The sequence below is a fragment of the Xanthomonas arboricola pv. juglandis genome (assembly GCF_001013475.1).
GTDB lineage: Bacteria > Pseudomonadota > Gammaproteobacteria > Xanthomonadales > Xanthomonadaceae > Xanthomonas > Xanthomonas arboricola.
Genome location: NZ_JZEF01000002.1, coordinates 121,305 through 142,824 on the forward strand (window position 1 = coordinate 121,305; position 21,520 = coordinate 142,824).

Annotated in this window: 11 protein-coding genes and 1 pseudogene; 6 read left to right on the top strand and 6 right to left on the bottom strand. The window is 63.6% G+C overall.

The features are described from left to right. Positions 1-85: 85 nt before the first annotated feature. Positions 86-2,386, bottom strand: a complete 2,301-nt coding sequence (locus XARJCFBP2528_RS05940; RefSeq protein WP_016901849.1) for a TonB-dependent receptor — start codon at positions 2,384-2,386, stop codon at positions 86-88. Between the two features lie 195 nt (positions 2,387-2,581). Between XARJCFBP2528_RS05940 and XARJCFBP2528_RS05945 the strand changes: the two genes are divergently transcribed. Together XARJCFBP2528_RS05945 and XARJCFBP2528_RS05950 are read left to right on the top strand one after the other, a co-directional pair. Next, positions 2,582-3,442, top strand: a complete 861-nt coding sequence (locus tag XARJCFBP2528_RS05945; protein WP_016901848.1) for an acid phosphatase — start codon at positions 2,582-2,584, stop codon at positions 3,440-3,442. Between the two features lie 519 nt (positions 3,443-3,961). Next, the gene (locus XARJCFBP2528_RS05950; RefSeq protein ID WP_016901847.1) at positions 3,962-6,994 is read left to right on the top strand and encodes a TonB-dependent receptor; all 3,033 of its coding nucleotides are present in this window, start codon (positions 3,962-3,964) and stop codon (positions 6,992-6,994) included. A gap of 102 nt (positions 6,995-7,096) precedes the next feature. On the opposite strand, the gene mnmE is transcribed toward XARJCFBP2528_RS05950, so the two are convergent. The 5 genes and pseudogenes from mnmE to rpmH form a co-directional block, all read right to left on the bottom strand. Further along, the gene (gene mnmE, locus XARJCFBP2528_RS05955; protein ID WP_026064176.1) at positions 7,097-8,437 is read right to left on the bottom strand and encodes a tRNA uridine-5-carboxymethylaminomethyl(34) synthesis GTPase MnmE; all 1,341 of its coding nucleotides are present in this window, start codon (positions 8,435-8,437) and stop codon (positions 7,097-7,099) included. A gap of 165 nt (positions 8,438-8,602) precedes the next feature. Then, positions 8,603-11,304: pseudogene (locus XARJCFBP2528_RS05960) on the bottom strand (polysaccharide deacetylase family protein). 93 nt (positions 11,305-11,397) lie between these two features. Next, on the bottom strand, positions 11,398-13,119 hold the full coding sequence (gene yidC / locus XARJCFBP2528_RS05965) for a membrane protein insertase YidC (RefSeq protein ID WP_047124503.1): 1,722 nt from the start codon (positions 13,117-13,119) through the stop codon (positions 11,398-11,400). Positions 13,120-13,134: 15 nt separating this feature from the next. Then, positions 13,135-13,581 carry a ribonuclease P protein component gene (rnpA, locus tag XARJCFBP2528_RS05970; RefSeq protein ID WP_026064175.1) on the bottom strand — a complete coding sequence of 149 codons (447 nt, stop codon included), beginning with the start codon at positions 13,579-13,581 and terminating at the stop codon, positions 13,135-13,137. Positions 13,582-13,619: 38 nt separating this feature from the next. Then, positions 13,620-13,760 (bottom strand): 50S ribosomal protein L34, encoded by a 141-nt coding sequence (gene rpmH, locus XARJCFBP2528_RS05975; RefSeq protein WP_002805908.1) that lies wholly within the window; start codon positions 13,758-13,760, stop codon positions 13,620-13,622. Positions 13,761-14,002: 242 nt separating this feature from the next. On the opposite strand from rpmH, the gene dnaA reads away from it, so the two are divergent. The 4 genes from dnaA (at position 14,003) to gyrB (ending at position 21,460) form a co-directional block, all read left to right on the top strand. Continuing rightward, positions 14,003-15,331 carry a chromosomal replication initiator protein DnaA gene (dnaA, locus tag XARJCFBP2528_RS05980; RefSeq protein WP_016901843.1) on the top strand — a complete coding sequence of 443 codons (1,329 nt, stop codon included), beginning with the start codon at positions 14,003-14,005 and terminating at the stop codon, positions 15,329-15,331. A 277-nt stretch (positions 15,332-15,608) separates the two neighbouring features. Continuing rightward, complete coding sequence (dnaN, locus tag XARJCFBP2528_RS05985; protein ID WP_016901842.1) at positions 15,609-16,709, top strand: DNA polymerase III subunit beta; 1,101 nt, start codon at positions 15,609-15,611, stop codon at positions 16,707-16,709. A gap of 1,085 nt (positions 16,710-17,794) precedes the next feature. Continuing rightward, a complete protein-coding gene (gene recF / locus XARJCFBP2528_RS05990; protein WP_026064174.1) occupies positions 17,795-18,901 on the top strand; it encodes a DNA replication/repair protein RecF in 1,107 nt (368 codons plus the stop codon). A 114-nt stretch (positions 18,902-19,015) separates the two neighbouring features. Next, complete coding sequence (gene gyrB / locus XARJCFBP2528_RS05995) at positions 19,016-21,460, top strand: DNA topoisomerase (ATP-hydrolyzing) subunit B (protein ID WP_016901840.1); 2,445 nt, start codon at positions 19,016-19,018, stop codon at positions 21,458-21,460. Positions 21,461-21,520: the final 60 nt, after the last annotated feature.

Below are 21,520 nucleotides of genomic sequence, written 5' to 3' on the forward strand. Positions count from 1 at the left end.
CCACTCTAAAACCATCCACGTCGATCATCACCGGAAATCAGTCAGCAGCCACAAGACCCGCTGTTACCAATCCCCAATCCCTAACTCAGAACTTCGCATCCAAGGTCAAAAACACCTGCCGCGGCGCGCTGGCATGGAACGCCAGCTGACGGCCATTCGGATCGCTGTTGGCGAACGCGGTGAGGTTGGATGCATAGCGCTTGTCGGTGAGGTTGGTCACGTTGAGCGAGAGCTTGAGCCCCTGCAGCACGCCGGCCTGGCCGAAGTCGTACCCGGCGCCCGCATCGAACGAGGTGTAACCGCCAAAGCCCTGGTCGTTGGTGTAGGTGTAGTAGCGCTGGCCGGTGTACTTGCCGCGCAGGTTGATGTTCCAGTTGGCGTAGTTGAAGGCGATTTCGCTGGCGAACATGCGCTTGGGCGTATCCACCGTGGTCTTGCCGGCGGTCGGAATGATCACCCCGTTCTGCACGTAGTTGTCGTCGTAGGTCGAACGGTTGATCGAGGCCGAGTTGTACCACTGCAGGTAGCTGGTCGGCTTCCAGATCACGGTCAGTTCGCCGCCGCGGCTGCTCACCGAGCCCACGTTGAAGAAGCGCGTGGTGCAGGCCGGCGTGGTGCCCTGCTGGATGCTGGCGCAGGGATTGAGCGAGAGCAGGCGGTTGTCGAAGGTCACGTCGTAACCCACCAGCGAGGCTTCGAAGCGGTCACGCACGAAGCGGTAACCGGCTTCCACGGTGCGCGACTTCTCCGGCTCCAGTGCGCCGACGCTGGCATCGAAGGAGGCCTGCGTCACCAGCAACGGACCACCGGCGCCGCCGCCCTGGAACGCGGCGATGTTTTCCGCGTACGAGGCGAACACTTCCTGCCCATCTGCGATGCGATAGCCCAGACCGACCTGCGGCAGCACCGACTCGCTGGCCTTGATCGAACCGGTCGCCACCGGCGCTTCCACCGCCAGCCCCGGCGTTTCGCGTGCGGTCATTTCGGTGCTCGGGCTCTTGATGCCCAGATCCACGCTCAGGCGCTCGTCGAGGAACTTGAAGTTGCCCTGCACGTAGAACTGCCGCGTGGTGATGATGTAGTTCTGCGAGAACAGCCGGCGATCGGGATCCTGCAGGAACTTGTCGTCGCTGACCGGCCCGTCGATCCAGTAGAAATTGCGCTCCACATCGTGGTGATTGCGCTCGTACCACAGCCCGGCTTCGAGATGATGCGGGCCCAGGTTCCAGCCGAGCGAGGCGATGCCGCCGGTGCGGTTGATCCAGTAATTGGTGCTGCGGATGGAGATCGGCAATGCCTGCGGCGTGCCCGGGTTGGACGCCTGGCCCGGCGACCACCAATGGCCCTGACCCTTGTTTTCGTGGTGATAGACCTGGGTGTGCAGGCTGATCGCATCGTTGGGCTGGAAGTCGCCGGCCACATAGAACAGATCGTCGTCGCGCAATGCACGGCTCTGGTAATAGGCATCGTCGATGTTGTCCACGCCGCCGCTGAAACCGCAGCGTGCCGCATTGCGCGTGGCCGGTGCACAGTACGCTGCGGCCAACGCCCGGTTCCAGTCCGGTGCGTACAGGTTCCAGTCCCAGCCCAGGCCACGCGCCATGCCGCTCTTGGACAGATACGAATAATCGGCCTGCGAGGTCCGCGAAGTGTCGGCGAACGCGGTCAGCTTGCCGCCATCGAACTGGTACACGCCCTTGGCATTGAACTGGCGCGTGGTGGTCGGCGACTCCGGGCGCGCCCACATGTCGGCTTCGGCATTGATGCCGGACAGATACGCCGAAAACCCGTTGTAGTCGCCGGTGTCCACGCGCAGGAAGGTGCGGCGGTTGGCATCGGAGCCCACCGTCTGCGACAGCTGCCCGCCGAACACGCTGGACGGATCGGCCGAGTAGTACTGGATGGTGCCGCCCAGGTTGCTGGTGGACGCGGTGCCCAGTGCGCCGATACCCGAGGCCAGCTCCACGCCGCCGAAGTTTTCCGCAATCAGGGCGCGGCTGATGTTGAGGCCGTTGTAGTTGCCGTAGGCGTTGTCTCCCAGCGGCAGGCCGTCGAGCGTATAACCCAGGCGCGTGCCGTTGAAGCCACGCAGGCTGATCGTCTGCGACTCCTCGTTGGCACCGAAGGCATCGTTGGATTGCACATTGACGCCCGGCATGCGGTTGAGCAGCTTCTGGATGCTGGTGCCCGGCGGCAACACCGGAATGTCCTGCTGGGTGATGCGCTGCACCTGACGCGTTTCGCCCTGGCCGATCACCGAGACCGCGTCGAGTTGCTGCACGGTCGTGCCGGTGTCGGCAGTCACCTCGGGATCGGCGGCATGGGCGGCCGGCGACAGCACGAGCGCGGTAAGGACGGCGGCACTTAACAGATGGGTCTTGGGCATGAGCGGCAGGGGGGACGAGTCAAAAGATGACGGCAAGCGTGCGACAGCTGTCTTGCGTCGATGCGACCGGGACATGACAGTGCTGCGACAGCGGCTGCGCATTCCGCGCCGCAGCTGCGTTGCGCTGGCATGCAGATGTCATCTGCGCGTCGTAATCTGCGCACTCATCCATCTGTGTTGTCCGAGGGTTGCTCCATGTCCGATCGCATTGCTCGCGCTTGTTCCCGGACGCTGACCAGCGTCGCCATCGCGGTGTTGGCAGTGGGATGCGGCAGTGCGAGCGCGCGCGACAAGGTGACCACGGCAGGCTCGGTGATCGCCACCGATGCACATGGCTACCTGGAAAAAGCACAGGTGCCCGACAGCCTGCGCCTGGTACCGCCACCGCCACAGGACGGCAGCGCCGCGCTCGCCAACGATCAGGCCATCGCCACATCCATGCTCGCCCTGCGCGGCACACCGCGCTGGGACCTGGCCACACAGGATGCTGCGCTGAGTTTCCCGGCGGCCGCCAATCACTTCAGTTGCGCGCTCGGCATCCAGATCGACCAGGCGCACACCCCGCACCTGCTGCGCCTGCTCGAACGCAGCATGCGCGACGCCAGCACCAGCACCAGCGCAGCCAAGGCCCGTTACCAGCGGCCACGCCCGTTCATGCGCAACGACCAGCCGATGTGCACGCCCGACGACGACGCGGCGCTGCGCAAGAACGGCTCCTACCCCTCCGGCCACACCGCGATCGGCTGGAGCTGGGGCCTGATCCTGGCCGAGCTGGCACCCGCCCAGCGCGACGCCCTGCTCGCCCGCGGCCGCGCCTTCGGCGACAGCCGCCTGGTCTGCAACGTGCACTGGCAGAGTGACGTCCTGCAGGGCCGCATCATGGGCGCCGCCACCGTCGCCGCCCTGCACGACAACCCCGAGTTCCAAAAGGATCTAGCCGCTGCGCGCCGCGAGATCGACAAGGCACGTGCGAAGCGACCTGCCACCGCCGCTGCATCGCCAGCATGCGATGCCGAGAACGCGGCGTTGCAGACGGTGTTGCCGGGTGTGATGTAGCAGCAGGATGACTCCGCCTGCGGGCTGTTGCTGACCTCGCGCAGTACAGAGAGTGTCGGACGTGCACCCGTGTATCCAGCGTGGCGCTGGCACGTTCACGGCAATCGTCGTCTCACTGCCGCCCGCACTGTAAAGACCCTTTCGCAATTTAGCTGCGCCTAGCTGATCGGTGAGCTCATGACTATTGGGAGAGCGAGTACCTGTCGCCTGTACAGGACCCCGGACGCGGACGACATCCGTATTCAACCGGACCAGCAGCCATTACACGAAACGGATCAGCAAGTCCTGGTCCGTAAGCCCTGTTTCACGAAAAAGTTCCCAAAAAATGACACGGCCGTAAATCTTGGGTTAATCTTCAGACACCCTTCAGGAAAGTGACGAGCTGGGCTGGTCGGCTCCCTTCGAAGAGGCTCCCCCCCCTCAACTGCGGCAATGCAGTTGGGTTCTACGGTTTGCAGTCGTTGTGACGGTACTTCATCAGGAGAGAGAGGAATGACACGTCCAGGGGTTCGTAGGTCTTTGTCGAAGAACATCACACGCAGCGCGTTGAGCATTGCGCTGAGCATGTGCGTTGCCGGTGGTGTGCAAGCACAGAGCGCGGTTGGCTCCATCTTCGGTAGCGTGGAGCCTGGCAGCACCATTGCCATCCAAAGCCCCCAGACGGGTGTAAGCCGCTCGGCCACCGCTGCTGCCGATGGCCGATTCACCTTCAGTCAGCTGCCTCCGGGCAGATATGTGATCACCGCAGACGGGGTCACCCGCGAGGTCGAGGTCAAGGTCGGTAGCGGCTCGCAGGTGCTGTTCGGGAAGCAAACCACCGAGTTGGACAGGATCAATGTGGTGGGTACACGCGCGCTCAATCCCATCGACGTGTCCTCGGTGGAATCCACCACGGTATTCACGGCCGAACAGATGATCTCGCTGCCTGTGGCCAGCGACGTTTCCTCGGTTGCCTTGCTGGCTCCTGGTGCCACCAGAGGCGATGGCGGCCTGGGCGACAACGGTCTCGGCAACGGCAATCTTGCTTCGTTCGGTGGCTCCTCAGTGGCCGAAAATGGCTATTACATCAACGGCTTCGACGTCACCAACATGCGTACGTTCCTGTCGTTCGCCAATGTGCCGTTCCAGGGGATCGCGCAGCTGCAGGTGAAGACCGGTGGTTATGGGGCCGAGTACGGTCGCTCGCTGGGCGGCATTGTAAGCATCGTGACCAAGTCCGGCTCCAATGACTGGCATTACGGTGGCAGCGTCGAGTGGGCTCCGGATTGGGGGGCTGCCAAGGGCAAGAACGTGCGTGACCGTGATCCGGATGCTGCGGATCCGCTCTACCAATATCGCAGCGACAACCAGTTCGACAGCACCATCTATTCGGCGTATGCGAGTGGTCCGATCATCAAGGACAGATTGTTCTTCTTCGCCATGGCCGAGGGCCGCAACGAAACGATCGATATTTTCAGATCGGTCAACAGCGAACGTCGGCGCGACACCACGCCGCAAGGTCTGGTCAAACTCGACTGGTACATCAACGACAGCAACCTGGTGGAGTTCACCGGCATCTACAACCAGGCCAAAACCAAGTACAGCACCTACGAATACAACCCGGACGCCAACGGCGAGAGCCGTTACAACGTCGGTCGACACGAAGCACCGATCGAACAGTACGAGATGGAAAACGGCGGCAAGGTCGGCATCCTCAAATACACCGGCTATTTCACTGATAACTTCACCTTGTCGGCGCAATACGGCTATCTGAGCAACCTCATTGACTCACGCCTGCCGACCGATCCGGCCGGCAGTGAGTGTCCGTGGGCCTACAGCTTCGGCCTGACTACCAGCGTGGTCGATCGCTACATCGGCTGTAACCCTGGCACGATCTCAACGGTTGCCGATCGCAATGCTGAGCCGGACGAGGACATCCGCAAGGCATTTCGCGTTGATGGCGAGTGGGTGTTGGGCGACCACCGCGTGCGCTTTGGTGTGGACCAGGAAAAGTACGAGTCCAGTCATCGCGGTCAGACCTACGCCGGCGGAATCAACTGGGCGTATTACACGGTTCCTGGCAATGCCGTGGCCACTGGCGCTTTTGCTGGCCAGCCGGGGCGGACAGTGAATGGTCAATTGGTACCACGTGGTGCGCTTTACGCGCGCTCCCGTGTCTATCAGACCAGCAGCTCCACCTATGAAAACATCAACAGCGCCTTCTATGTCGAAGACAATTGGCGAGTGACGGAAAACTTCCTCGCCGTGCTTGGTCTGCGCGGGGAGAAGTTCGAGAACAAGAACGGCGACGGTATCGCCTGGGTAGAATCGGATTACAAACTCGCGCCACGGCTTGGTTTCTCGTGGGACGTGCTCGGCGATGCCAGCTTGAAGCTGTTCGGAACCGCCGGTCGGTACTACATTCCTGTCGCCACGAACTCAAGCATCCGTGCAACGGGTGCCGAATCCACGGTCTCCAACTGGTACTTCGTCAACGGCTGGAGTGAAGCAGACGGCACACCGGTCGGCCAGGGCGCCCAGATCGGTGCGACTCAGACCAACGGCTCGCTGGTTGCGCCAAACCCGGCTTCGGTTGCATCCACCAATCTTTCGCCCATGTATCAGGACGAGGTGATTCTGGGTGGGCAACTGCAGCTGACGGAAAACTGGATGGCGGGCGCACGTATGATCCGCCGCGAAGTGAAATCGGGCATGGACGATACCTGCACGACCAACCCGTGGATCGATTGGGCCGCAGACAATGGCTTTACCGACTTTGATCCGAGTTCGGTCCCGAGCTGCTACTTCCTGAATCCGGGTAGCGACGTCACCATCAATGTCGACTTGAACGGCGATGGTGAAGTGGAACTGGCAACCCTGCCAGCCTCGTATCTCGGCCTTCCCGAGTACCGGCGCATTCACACCGCACTGGAGTTCTTCTGGGAGCGCACCGGGGAAAAATTCAATTTCCAGGGCTCCTATACATTTGCCAGAACGCGCGGCAATGTGGAGGGCTACGTCAATTCCACATTGGAGCAGGAAGATCCGGGCCTAACGCAGGACTTCGACCACCGTCTGTTCACCGACGGCACCTACGGGCCGACACCCAACGATCGCCAGCACACACTCAAGCTGTTCGGCGCTTACGCGCTCACACCGGAATGGCAGCTCGGCGGCAACCTGATTCTGCAGTCCGGCCGTCCGGTCAATTGCCAAGGTTATATCCCGCTGGACGACATCCCGCAGCCCGACCAAGGCACGCTGACCAACTACAGTGGTTCAAGTTTCTATTGCTTGGATGCTGAAGGCACGCGTGTGCTGCGTCAGCGTGGTGATGAGGGGCGGACACCCTGGACCTGGACGTTCGACCTAGCTGCGGTGTACATGCCGAACTGGGCTGATAACAAGCTGCGTATCAAGCTGGATGTCTTCAACCTGTTCAACAATGACCGCGTCACCGAGTACAACGAGTTCAGTGAAGCGTCTCGCGATGTGATCAGCCCGAACTATTTGAACGATCAGAACTATCAGACGCCTCGTTCGTTCCGGTTGACCGCTCGCTACGACTTCTAACTCGCAGTATCCGTGCCTTACATGCGATGTCCGGCCTCGTGAGAGGCCGGATTTTTATTTGACGAATGCTGCATTCATCGCTGCACGTGGTGCCGCGCCGCATCACTTGCCGATACAAAAACTCGAAAAGATCTTGCCCAGCAATTCGTCGGCGCTCAGCTTGCCGGTGATCTCGCCGAGTGCTTCCTGTGCCAGGCGTAATTCTTCGGCGGCCAGTTCGAGTTGTTCGAAGCCCAGCTCCAGATCCGCTGCGTCTGCATGCTGTTCGGCGCGGCGCAATGCCTCGACATGCCGCGTGCGTGCGGAGAATTCGCCTTCCACGCTGTCCGCTCCATCGCCCAGCGCGAGCTCGCGCAACCGGACGTGCAACTGCTCCAGTCCCTGCCCGGTCACCGCCGAGACCGCGACCGCGTCGCGATCGAGCGCTGCGGGGCCGGCCAGCAGATCGCATTTGTTGTGGATCCACAGCTGAAACGGCACCGCATCGATGGCATCGCCGATCGCATCGCGCGCGGCTTGCGGGTCGCGTGCATCCAGTACCACCAGCGCCAGGTCGGCGCGCTGCAACTCCGCACGCGCGCGACGCATGCCCTCGCGCTCGATCGCATCGCCGCCCTCGCGCAGGCCGGCGGTGTCGACCAACGTGAGTTCGAAGCCATCGAGCTGGATGGCTTCCTGCAAGGTGTCGCGGGTGGTGCCGGCGACATCGGTGACGATGGCACGCTCGCTACCGGCCAATGCATTGAGCAACGAACTCTTGCCGGCATTGGGCGGGCCGATCAGCACCGCGTGCAGGCCGTCGCGCAACTTGCGCCCGCGCTCGGCATCGCGCAGCAGTTGCGCCAGCAGTGCGCGCGCCTGCTGTAGCCCGTCGCGCACCTGCGCCCCGCCCAGCGTATCGAGCGGCTCGTCGGCAAAGTCGATCGCCGCTTCCACGTGGATACGCAGCCGGGTGAGGCTGTCGCTAAGCGCATCGACACGTTGCGAAAACACACCGTCCAAGGATCTGCGCGCGGCACGTGCCGCACGCAGGTCGCCGGCGGCGATCAGATCGGCGATGGCTTCGGCCTGCGCCAGATCGAGTTTGCCGTTGAGAAAGGCACGCTCGCTGAACTCGCCCGCGCGTGCCTGCCGCGCACCCAGTGCAATGCAACGCGCCACCAGCTGCCGCAACAGCACCGGGCTGCCGTGTCCCTGCAGCTCCACCACGTCTTCGCCGGTAAAGCTGCGCGGCGCCGGAAACCACAAGGCGATGCCATCGTCGATCACCTCGTCCTGCGCATCGCGAAAGCGCGCGTAGCGTGCCTGCCGTGGCTGCAACTGCGCAACGCCCAGCCCGGCGGCGATCTGCGCCGCCTGCGGCCCGGACAGGCGTACGATCCCCACCCCACCGGCTCCTGCAGCACTGGCGATAGCAACAATGGTAGAAGTGGAAGACGACATCGGCATTGCTCTGAGGTGGATTGAAGAAGACAAGCGCGGCGATGCAGCGACTGCGCGACCGGCAGCGGCATCGTGCCGATGCCCGGGTCCCTGGTGTATCAACGCCTCCATCGCGGCACGCGTGCTCCTGGCGACTGTTCGCACCGATGCGTCAGCCGCCGTGAATCACAGCGATTGCAACTGCGTACGCGCCTGCGCGGCGCCGCTGCCTTGCGGTTGCAATTCCAGGTAGGTGGAATAGGCCTTGCGCGCCTTGTCGCGATCACCGGCTTTTGCGTAGGCATCGCCGAGATTGAGATAGGCCACCGCACGCGATGGATCGATTTTCAAGGTATTTTCCAGCCAGCGCGCCGATTCGGCAAAGCGTTCCTGGCGGTAGTACACAAAGCCCAGGTTGTTGGCGGCCAAGGCAAAGTCCGGACGCAGCTTCAAGGCCTCGGCAAACTGCTCGGCCGCTTCGGCGTAGCGTTTTTCCTTGTACAACTGCAGGCCGCGTTCGTTGGCCAGCTGCGCGCGTTGGCGGTCGCTGCTCTTCACCGCCGTCGGCAATACCAGCCTGGCTTCGCCACCTTGCAATGTCTTCACCGTCACCGGCGCCGCAGCTGTTGCAGCACCGCTGGCCGGGGCGACAGGACGCGCCGCATCCACGCGTCCGTTGAGTGCGATCGCATCGGCAGACAGCTGCGCGGTGCCGGCGGTCAGGAACTCCTCGCCGCTCGGTACCTGGAACACGAACTCGCCGCCCTGCGAGCCGGGCAGGCTGCCGAATGCCGGGGTCTGCGCCGACACTGCCGACACCGCCGGTGCGACATAGGCCGCCAGTTCGGTGCCGGTGATCAGGCCGTCGCCATTGAGGTCGCCCTTGCCCGCCAGCGCCTGCAGCAGCACCCAGGTAAACACCGAATGCCCGTTCGGGCCGCTGTCGGCCACTTGCTGATCGGCACCGCCGGCAGTGAGCATCTGGCGGGCGATGCGTCGTGCGTTCTCGCGCAAGTAGGCGCTGGACGTCGGCCCGCCGCGCGTCAGGCCCAGTCCGCTGTAGCAGGCATCCATCACGAACAATACATGCTTGGCCTGCAGGCTTTCGGCGATGTTCTGCAGGTCGCTCATTGCGATCGCATCGCTGGCCAGCTGTTGCGGATCCGAGTCGACCGGAATGATGTAGCCCAGGTCGCGCCCGGATGCCAGCCGGCGCGTGGCGCCATGCCCGGCGAAGAACACGAACACGCGATCGTTGGCCTGCGCGCGTCCCTCGCCGAGGCGATCGTGGAACGCCGCAAGAATATTGTTGCGCGTGGCCTGCCCGTTCTTGAGCACGACCACCTGCGAGGACGGAAATCCCAACGGGCCGGTCAAGGTGCTGGCGATGGCCTGCGCGTCGTTGGCGGCATATTCGAGCTTGGGCCAGTGCGCGTAGTCGTCGATCCCGATCACGATCGCCCAGGAGTTGGCGTAGCCGGTGGTCACGGTCGCCTCGGCCGCCGCGCTGGGCGCGTGCGCCACCGAAAACTCGCGGCCGTTCCAGCCGGCGAACTGGTAGCCGTCGGCGATCAGGCGATCCAGGATCTGCGGCAGCGCCTTCACTGCACGGTCGTGGATGTCATGGAACAACACGATGCCGCGCTGCTCCTTGTTCACCTGGTCGAGCACGCGCTGCACGATCGACTCGGGCACCGGGTCGGCCCAGTCCATCGAATCGATGTTCCACATGATCGACTTCAAACCCGCCTCGCCCAGCAGCTGCAAGCCTTCGGCATTGCGCGCCCCATACGGAAACCGGAACAATGGCGCACGTTTGTCGTCCACCGCACGCAACAACGTATCGGTATCCAGCACCTGGCTGCGCAATGCATCGCCGGTGGTCTTGGACAACTGCGCATGGGTGAGGCTGTGGTTGCCAACCGCATAACCTTCTTCCATCAGCGCATGGCTGATCTTGGATAACGGCGCGAGTGTCGGCTTGCCCTGCGCGTCCAGGCTGCCAGGTTGCGGCCCACTTCGAAGAACACGCCCGGCACGTCGTAGCGTTTGAGAATGGCCACGATCTCTTCGGTATAGGCCTTGTGCGGGCCATCGTCGAAGGTCAGCACCACCGTCTTGGGCGGCAGGTCGCGGCCGAAGATTTCGCTGTCGCTGTCGCGTGCGGAAAATGGGTACGGCTCCACCACGCCATGATCGCGCAGGATCTTTTCGCGCGTGTACAGGCTGCGCAGATGCGCCACGTAGTCGTCCCACTTCTCGCGCTTGGGCACGATCGCGCGGCTGCGATCGAAGCGGCTGAAAATCTGCGTCAGTTCCTTGTTGTAACTGCGCTCGATCTCGTCCAGCGCTTCCAGATCCTCGCCGATGCGCTGATGCAGCTTCACCGCCGGCAGTGCCGAATCGCGGCCAATGCGTGCGTGCAGGTCGCGCAACACTTCGGCAAACGCCAGGCGGTCGGCATCGTAGAGATCCGATGCCGATTCGATCTCGTCCAGCACCGTGGCGATCGTCGCGAAGCGACGCGCTGCGTTCGACGTCAGCACCGTCTCGAATCGCGCAGCGATGCGTTCGCGCTGTTGGAGGTTTTCATGGAACAGCTGCTGTCCCACGCTGCTGGAGGTGGCGCGATCGCGTGGCGTCTGGGCATCGGCATCGGCCAGCAACACGATGATGCGGCGATGCCGGTCCAGTTGCTCGCGCAGCTGCGCGATCAGTGCGCGTGCGTCGTCGCTGTCGGTTTCGGCTGGCGCACCAGCGGCGGCCGGCGCAGCGGTGCTGGCAGCAGACGCTGCCTCGCCGGCGGTCTGCTTGCCGCAGCCGGCCATCGCCAGCATTCCGGCGCAACCGGCGCACAGCAACAGGCGATACAGCGGCGATGACATCACGACGGCGTCCTTGGCGATGAAGACAACAGGGCAGACAGCAACTGCGGCGACATGCAGAAAGCCCGCCTTGCGGCGGGCTCTGTGCAACTGCGCTTACTTGGCGTTGGCCTGGATGATCTTGCTCGGCTTCTCGCCGTGCTGGCGGATCATCCACCACTGGATCAGCAGACCCAGGCCGCCATTGACCACCCAATACAGCACCAGGCCGGCCGGCATGAAGGCCATCATGACGCCGAACACCAGCGGCATGAACTGCATCATCTTGGCCTGCATCGGGTCCATGCCCGGGGTCGGGGTCAGCTTCTGCGTGGCCCACATGATGGCGATGTTGAGCACCGGCAGGATGAAGTACGGATCGCGCGCGGTCAGATCCTGGATCCAGCCCAGCCACGGCGCCTGACGCAGTTCCACCGATTCCACCAGCACCCAGTACAGCGCGAAGAAGATCGGCATCTGGATCAGCAGCGGCAGGCAGCCGCCCATCGGGTTGATCTTTTCCTTCTTGAACAGCTCCATCGTCGCCTGCTGGTACTTGACGCGATCGTCGCCGTAGCGCTCCTTCAGCTGCGCCAGGCGCGGCTGGAAGCGGCGCATCTTGGCACCGGACTTGTACTGCGCGGCCGACAACGGATACAGCGCCAGGCGCAGCAACACCACCAGGCCGATGATGGCCCAGCCCCAGTTGTGCAGGAAGCTGTGCAGATGGCTCAGCACCCAGAACAGGCCCTGGCCGATGATGGCCATGATCGAGAAGCGGCTGTAGTCGACCACGCGGTCCAGCCCCTTCACGTCTTCCTTGGCGATCAGGCTGACCAGCTTCGGGCCCACCCACAGGCGCGCTTCGGTGGTCGCGGTCTGGCCCGGCGCCACGGTGAAGGCCGGTCCACGCAGTTCGGCCACGTCACGCGGGCCGTCCTGGTTCAGCACGTACAGCGAGGCCTGGTCCTTCTGCGGAATCCACGCGGTAAAGAAGTGGTGCTGCAGCAGCGCCACCCAGCCGCCGGTGATCTGGCGATTGAGGCCACCGTCGTCCATGTAGTCCTTGAACGCGCGACGCTCGTAACCTTCCTGCGGGCTGTACCAGGTCGCCCCGTTGAAGCTGAAGGAATCGGGGTTGGTCATGCCGCGGCTGAGGATGGTCGGCACCCGGCTCAGCTTGCGGAACACGTAACCGTTCCACGGCGCGCCACTCTTGTTGATTACCTCGTCCTTGATCGAGATCGCATAGCGACCGCGTTCCAGGGTGAAGGTGCGGCGAATCGACACGCCGTTGGGGCCATTCCACACGAACGGCACCACCAGGGTGTTCTGGCCCTTGGCCAGTTCGAACGCGGTGCCCGGCTGTTCGGCGCGGAAGCCGCCCACGCCGGGTACCGGCGAATGCTCGCTGGCCCAGCCGCTGGTGGCGTTATAAGGATGCGCGGCGTCTTCGGTCAGCAGGCTGACCGGCGCGGTGCCGTCCTTGGTCTGCGGAAACTGCAGCAGCTCGGCGTCGAGCACGCTGCGGCCGTCCAGCTTCAGGCGCAGCACGTCGGAGGTCAGGGTGATCACCGGCGCAGCACCGGCAGCGGCCGGCGTCGCGGCAGTCGTGCTGGTCGCCGGGACAGCGCCCGGCACGCCCGCCTGCGGGATGGCCTGGGCCGCTGGCACATTGGCCACCGGTGCCGCTGTGTCCAGATCGCGCGCAGCCGGCACCGACTGCGTTGCCGCAACCACCGGCGCATTGGCGGCCGCCTTGTCCTTGCCCCACTCCATCCACAGCAGCGCCGCGACCATCAGCCAGGCAAAAATCAGGAAAACACGGGTCTGGTTCATCGGGCAGCAACTCGCTCAGTCGGAACTGGGTTCCGGCTCTGTCGGGGAAAGGGAGGATGGGTGCATCGTCCTGGCGGGCGGCATTGTGCCGGGCGCAGCAGGCAGGGGCAATGCGCCGGCACGGCGCAGCAGACGCAGGAAGGCGTCGCGAATCTGTGGATTGGTCGCCTTTGCGGCTGCGGAGCGCGCCACAATCACGTAATCGCCGCCGGCAAGCTCGGGCAGCAGATGCCGCATGGCATCGCGCAACACGCGTTTGATCCGGTTACGTCCCACCGCACGGGTATCGACCTTGCGCGACACCGCCATGCCCAGGCGCGGCGGCGTATCGCCGGTCCGCCAGTGCAGGCTGAGCAACGGGTCCGAGGTACGACGTGCAGTATCGAAAACGACCGTATATTGCGCACGCGTACGAACCCGCGCAGAGCGAGGAAATCGCCTGCACGGGTCCGATGCGTTCACGTTAGGGACTGCCTCGGCCGCAGGGAGCGGCGCGGCAATCAAGCGCTCAGGCGCTTGCGGCCCTTGGCGCGGCGGCGAGCCAGGATCTTGCGGCCGTCGGCGGTTGCCATACGTGCGCGGAAGCCATGGTCGCGTGCTCGCTTGAGGTTGCTGGGTTGGAAAGTACGCTTGGTGGCCATGGGGCCCTCTGCATGAATGGAGACGAATAGAACCGGCAATTCTATAGGGCCATCAGCGGCCGGGTCAACTCCCCAGAGACGCTAGCTGAGGTGATGGCGGTCAAGCCCTGTGGATGGACCTGTGAATAAGTCTGGGAAAACCCTGTCCTCGGTGCTAGTCTGGCGCATCCTCTTTTCACTACCGGGCTGCGAGCACGGCGCTTTTCTGCGCGCCGCAGCCAGCAACAGATGATCATACTTTGATGGATGCTTGGCCCCGCTGTCTGGAACGTCTCGAAGCCGAATTCCCGCCCGAGGACGTCCACACCTGGTTGAAACCCCTGCAAGCCGAAGACCGCGGCGACAGCATCGTGCTGTATGCGCCGAACGCCTTCATCGTCGACCAGGTCCGCGAGCGCTACCTGCCGCGCATCCGCGAACTGGTGGCGTATTTCGTCGGCAACGGCGAAGTGGCGCTGGCGGTCGGCTCGCGCCCGCGTGCGCCGGAACCGCAGCCGGCACCGATGGCCGCGCCCAGCGCACCGGTTGCCGCGCCGATCGTGCCGTTCGCCGGCAATCTGGATTCGCATTACACCTTCGCCAACTTCGTCGAGGGCCGCAGCAACCAGCTTGGTCTGGCGGCCGCGATCCAGGCCGCGCAGAAGCCGGGTGACCGCGCCCACAACCCGCTGCTGCTGTACGGCAGCACTGGCCTGGGCAAGACCCACCTGATGTTTGCCGCCGGCAACGCGCTGCGCCAGGCCAATCCGGCCGCCAAGGTGATGTATCTGCGCTCGGAACAGTTCTTCAGCGCGATGATCCGGGCGCTGCAGGACAAGGCGATGGACCAGTTCAAGCGCCAGTTCCAGCAGATCGATGCGCTGCTGATCGACGACATCCAGTTCTTCGCCGGCAAGGACCGCACGCAGGAGGAGTTCTTCCACACCTTCAACGCGCTGTTCGATGGCCGCCAGCAGATCATTCTGACCTGCGACCGCTACCCGCGCGAGGTTGAAGGCCTGGAGCCGCGGCTGAAGTCGCGCCTGGCCTGGGGCCTGTCGGTGGCGATCGATCCGCCCGATTTCGAGACCCGCGCGGCGATCGTGCTGGCCAAGGCGCGCGAGCGCGGCGCCGAGATTCCGGACGACGTGGCGTTTTTGATCGCCAAGAAGATGCGCTCCAACGTGCGCGACCTGGAAGGCGCGCTCAACACGCTGGTGGCACGCGCCAACTTCACCGGCCGCTCGATCACGGTGGAATTTGCCCAGGAGACGCTGCGCGACCTGTTGCGCGCCCAGCAGCAGGCGATCGGCATCCCCAACATCCAGAAGACCGTGGCGGACTACTACGGCCTGCAGATGAAGGACCTGCTCTCCAAGCGGCGCACCCGCTCGCTGGCGCGTCCGCGCCAGGTGGCGATGGCGCTGGCCAAGGAGCTGACCGAACACAGCCTGCCGGAGATCGGCGACGCCTTCGCCGGCCGCGACCACACCACCGTGCTGCATGCCTGCCGGCAGATCCGCACGCTGATGGAGGCCGACGGCAAGCTGCGCGAGGACTGGGAAAAGCTGATTCGCAAGCTCAGCGAGTAAGCCGGCAACGGTCTTGACCGCCCGCTTGGAGAAAAGCGTGGAAACGTTGGGGTCAAATGCGGGAGAATCTGTGGATAACGTTGCCTCGCAGGTCGGGCGGAAAACTATCCACAGGTTTTACCGCCAGACCAGGGGCACTAGTCCAACGACTTTCAGGCGCTAATTTGTCTTTGGAAACAAACAGTTATGGTGGTTATCCGCTGAAAACGGCCCTACCATCACCACCAAGCTTTTGATTTATTCCATTATCTTTTAAAGCATAGGGGCACGGAACCACATGCGTTTTACACTGCAGCGCGAAGCCTTCCTCAAACCATTGGCCCAGGTGGTCAATGTGGTCGAACGCCGTCAAACCCTGCCGGTTCTGGCCAATCTGCTGGTGCAGGTCAAGGACGGGCAGGTCTCCTTGACCGGTACCGACCTGGAAGTGGAAATGATCTCGCGCACGATGGTGGAAGACGCGCAGGACGGCGAAACCACGATTCCGGCGCGCAAGTTGTTCGACATCCTGCGTGCCCTGCCCGACGGCAGCCGCGTCACCATCTCGCAGACCGGCGACAAGGTCACGGTGCAAGCCGGGCGTAGCCGCTTCACCCTGGCCACGCTGCCTGCCAACGATTTCCCGTCGGTGGACGAAGTCGAAGCCACCGAGCGCGTTGCAGTACCAGAGGCGGCGTTGAAGGAGTTGATCGAGCGCACCGCGTTCGCCATGGCCCAGCAGGACGTGCGCTATTACCTCAACGGCTTGCTGTTCGACCTGCGCGAGGGTCTTTTGCGTTGCGTGGCCACCGACGGCCACCGTCTGGCGCTGTGCGAGACCGAGCTGGAGAAATCCGGCGGTGCCAAGCGCCAGATCATCGTGCCGCGCAAGGGCGTAACCGAGTTGCTGCGCTTGCTGGAAGCGGCAGACCGCGAAGTGGAGCTGGAAGTCGGTCGTAGCCATATCCGCGTCAAGCGTGGCGATGTGACCTTCACCTCCAAGCTGATCGACGGCCGTTTCCCGGATTACGAGGCGGTGATTCCGATCGGCGCCGACCGCGAGGTCAAGGTTGACCGTGAGGCACTGCGCGCATCGCTGCAACGTGCGGCGATCCTGTCGAACGAGAAGTACCGCGGCGTGCGGGTGGAAGTGTCACCAGGTCAGCTGAAGATCAGCGCGCACAATCCTGAGCAGGAAGAAGCGCAGGAAGAGATCGAAGCCGACACCAAGGTCGACGACCTGGCGATCGGCTTCAATGTGAACTATCTGCTGGACGCGCTGTCTGCACTGCGCGACGAGCACGTAGTCATTCAGCTGCGCGATGCGAACTCGTCGGCACTGGTGCGCGAAGCCAGCAGCGAGAAGTCGCGCCATGTGGTGATGCCGCTGCGCCTCTGACACCGCGTTCCACGTGGAACACGAAGAGCCCGGCGACAGCCGGGCTTTTTCGTTTTGAAGATCGAGAGCGCTGAAGTCGTTGCGGTGTAAGGCTTTGGGAGGCTTGAGCGTCTCTGGGCATCCGCTCTGCACTGGTTAGGTACCAAGCTGCTCTGGTGCATTAGCCGGAGCTGCTCTGCCTTCGGGCAGGATCCTCGGAGTAGCAGCGCCGCACTATTACCAAGCCAGGGACGGTTCGATGGACGCTACTCCCGGGTAGTCAGACTTCAACGACCGGACAAGCGCACTGGTTCGTTTGCTTGGATTGACGGGCGTGAGTTGGAAGAAGAGCGATATCAAAAAAGTGGCATGAGCCTGGTGCGCTGCTGTCGCCGGCATGGATGCTTGGCCAATCTGTGATTCGAGGTAGCCCCAAGGATCAGTGAGCTGTCTCGCTCAATGAACGTACCACCTGAAATCGGTGTGCTCCGCGCAAGTGGGCAACCTACACGGGACCTGTCGAGCTACGAAGACCCTATGGGCAGGTCCAAGGCATGCACGTGGAACAACTTGCTTTTCCTCGGGTCACCAACCAACGTTGGGAAAGCTGGCTTTGTCGCAGCTCCAGTGAGATTCAGTAGTCATGCGCGCTGCGGTTTGTCGTCCAGCGAAGTAACCCGCACTGGAATTAGTCTGAACCAGTTCATCAAAAGCGAAGTGGTTCGATCCGAGCCAGGACGACAGCTACGTCTGAACTTGCGCGTTCTCAAACCGGTTTTTGAGTTATGCACATCGCGCTTTGCTTTTAAATCTATACATAATTTAAGAGCTTGGTGGTGATAGTAGGGCCAGATTTCGCCGGAAACTACCCTATGTGCTTGTTTTTAAATTACTTTTAGGTCTCGAAACCCTGTGTTTAGAACCCTGTAGAGGGAGCGACAACCTGTGGATAAGCGGGGGCGGTTGCTTGGGTCTACTTTTTATCCACAGGTTGTCCTCTGCCTGTCCCTTGGGTCGCTTCACGTCTGCACGGGCAGGATCCGCATCGATCACGTATCCTCCGCTCCGACCGGGAAGCCGGATCACAGCGCAGAGCAGACCGATCGATGCACGTAGTGCGGTTGTCCATCCATCGACTTCGTCGTTTCGAGACCGTCGACCTCCATCCCGCCAGTTCCTTGAACCTGCTGACCGGCGATAACGGCGCGGGCAAGACCAGCGTGCTGGAAGCGTTGCATCTGATGGCCTACGGCCGCAGCTTTCGTGGCCGTGTACGTGACGGGCTGATCCAGCAAGGCGCCGGCGATCTGGAAGTCTTCGTGGAGTGGCGCGAAAGAACCGCCGCGACCGGGGAACGCACGCGGCGGGCGGGCCTGCGCCACAGCGGCCAGGAATGGACCGGCCGGCTGGATGGCGAAGATGTCGCCCAGCTGGGCGCCTTGTGTGCCGCGCTGGCTGTCGTGACCTTCGAGCCCGGCAGCCATGTGTTGATTAGTGGCGGCGGTGAGCCGCGGCGGCGCTTCCTCGATTGGGGACTGTTCCACGTGGAACCTGACTTCCTGGCGCTGTGGCGGCGCTACGCGCGAGCGCTTAAACAGCGTAATGCCTTGCTCAAGCAGGGCGCACAACCGCGCATGCTCGATGCCTGGGATCACGAGCTCGCCGAATCCGGCGAAACGCTGACATCGCGTCGCCTTCGCTATCTGGAGCGCCTGCAGGAGCGACTGATTCCGGTCGCCACCGCAATCGCCCCGTCGCTCGGGCTGTCCGCGCTGACGTTCGCACCGGGCTGGAAGCGCCATGAGGTGTCGTTGGCCGACGCGCTGCTATTGGCACGCGAGCGTGATCGCCAGAACGGCTACACCTCGCAAGGGCCGCACCGAGCCGATTGGGCGCCTGCCTTCGATGCATTGCCGGGCAAGGATGCGCTCTCCCGCGGCCAGGCAAAGCTCACCGCCCTCGCCTGCCTGCTGGCGCAGGCCGAAGACTTCGCCTACGAGCGCGGCGAATGGCCGGTGATCGCCCTGGACGACCTGGGCTCGGAGCTGGACCGCCACCACCAGGCACGTGTGCTGCACCGCCTGGCGTCCGCACCGGCGCAGGTGCTGATCACCGCAACCGAAATGCTGCCCGGCCTGGCCGAATCCGGCAAACTGCTGCACCGGTTCCACGTGGAACACGGCAATGTGGCCGTGCTGACGCCCTCCGCGTAGCCGTCGGCGGCGTAGGTGGGCCGACTGGTATAATTTCCGGGCTATCCCCCTTTTCCCACGGTGCGATGCGGCTCCTGCCGCCTGCGCCCGTGTTGTGGAGCTAACGGCAAACGCATGACCGACGAACAAAACACCTCGCCCACCCCAAACGGCACCTACGACTCCAGCAAGATCACCGTGTTGCGTGGCCTGGAAGCCGTCCGCAAGCGCCCCGGCATGTACATCGGCGATGTCCATGACGGCACCGGCCTGCATCACATGGTGTTCGAGGTTGTCGACAACTCGGTCGACGAAGCCCTGGCCGGCCATGCCGACGACATCGTGGTCAAGATCCTGGTCGATGGCTCGGTTGCGGTGTCCGACAACGGCCGTGGCGTGCCGGTCGACATCCACAAGGAAGAAGGCGTCTCGGCGGCGGAGGTGATCCTCACCGTGCTGCATGCCGGCGGCAAGTTCGACGACAACAGCTACAAGGTGTCCGGCGGCCTGCACGGCGTGGGCGTGTCAGTGGTCAATGCGCTGTCCGAGCACCTGTGGCTGGACATCTGGCGCGACGGCTTCCACTACCAGCAGGAATACGCGCTCGGCGAGCCGCAGTACCCGCTCAAGCAGCTGGAAGCCTCGACCAAGCGCGGTACCACGCTGCGCTTCAAGCCGTCCGTGGCGATCTTCAGCGACGTCGAGTTCCATTACGACATCCTGGCGCGCCGCCTGCGCGAGCTGTCGTTCCTCAACTCGGGCGTCAAGATCACCCTGATCGACGAGCGCGGCGACGGTCGTCGCGACGATTTCCACTACGAGGGCGGCATCCGCAGCTTCGTCGAGCATCTGGCGCAGCTCAAGTCGCCGCTGCACCCGAACGTGATCTCGGTGACCGGCGAGCACAATGGCATCGTGGTGGACGTGGCCCTGCAATGGACCGACGCCTACCAGGAAACCATGTACTGCTTCACCAACAACATCCCGCAGAAGGATGGCGGCACCCACCTGGCCGGCTTCCGCGCCGCGCTGACGCGGGTGCTTAGCACCTACATCGAGCAGAACGGCATCGCCAAGCAGGCCAAGGTCGCGCTGACCGGCGACGACATGCGCGAAGGCATGATCGCGGTGCTCTCGGTCAAGGTGCCCGACCCCAGCTTCTCCTCGCAGACCAAGGAAAAGCTGGTCAGCTCGGATGTGCGTCCGGCGGTGGAAAACGCCTTCGGTGCGCGCCTGCAGGAGTTCCTGCAGGAGAATCCGAACGAAGCCAAGGCCATCACCGGCAAGATCGTCGACGCCGCCCGTGCGCGCGAAGCCGCCCGCAAGGCGCGCGACCTGACCCGCCGCAAGGGCGCGCTGGACATCGCCGGCCTGCCCGGCAAGCTGGCCGACTGCCAGGAAAAAGACCCGGCGCTGTCCGAACTGTTCATCGTCGAGGGCGACTCGGCAGGCGGCTCGGCCAAGCAAGGCCGCAATCGCAAGAACCAGGCGGTGCTGCCGCTGCGCGGCAAGATCCTCAACGTCGAACGCGCGCGTTTTGACCGCATGCTGGCCTCTGACCAGGTCGGCACGCTGATCACCGCGCTGGGCACCGGCATCGGCCGCGACGAGTACAACCCGGACAAGCTGCGTTACCACCGCATCATCCTGATGACCGACGCCGACGTCGACGGCTCGCACATCCGGACCCTGCTGCTGACCTTCTTCTACCGGCAGATGCCGGAGCTGATCGAGCGCGGTTACATCTACATTGGCCTGCCGCCGCTGTACAAGCTCAAGCAGGGCAAGAGCGAGCTGTATCTGAAGGACGACGCGGCGCTCAATGCCTACCTGGCCAGCAACGCGGTCGAAGGCGCGGCGCTGATCCCCGCCACCGACGAGCCGCCGATCACCGGCGAGGCGCTGGAAAAGCTGTTGATGCTGTTCACCAGCGCCAACGAGGCGATCGCGCGCAACGCACACCGTTACGACCCGGCGCTGCTCACCGCGCTGATCGACCTGCCGCCGCTGGATGTGGACAAGCTGCAGGCCGAAGGCGAGGTGCATCCCACCCTGGATGCGCTGCAGGCGGTGCTCAACCGCGGCACCCTGGGCACGGCGCGCTACCAGCTGCGTTTCGACCCGGCTACCGATGGCGCCTCGGCGTCGCTGGTGGCGGTGCGTAGGCACATGGGCGAGGAATTCACCCAGGTGCTGCCGATGGGCGCGTTCGAAAGCGGCGAGCTGCGTCCGCTGCGCGAGGTCTCGCTGGCCCTGCACGACCTGGTGCGCGAAGGCGCGCAGATCGTGCGCGGCAACAAGACCCACCCGATTACCAGCTTCGCCCAGGCGCATGCCTGGCTGCTGGAAGAGGCCAAGCGCGGCCGCCAGGTACAGCGCTTCAAGGGCCTGGGCGAAATGAACGCCGAACAGCTGTGGGAAACCACGGTCAATCCGGACACGCGTCGCCTGTTGCAGGTGCGGATCGAAGATGCCGTGGCCGCCGATCAGATCTTCAGCACCTTGATGGGCGATGTGGTCGAGCCACGCCGCGACTTCATCGAGGACAACGCGCTGAAGGTGTCCAACCTGGACATCTGAGCCACCGTCGCCCGTCGGCGCATCGCTCAGGCGCTGCGCCGACGCCTGCGGTTTTTTCAG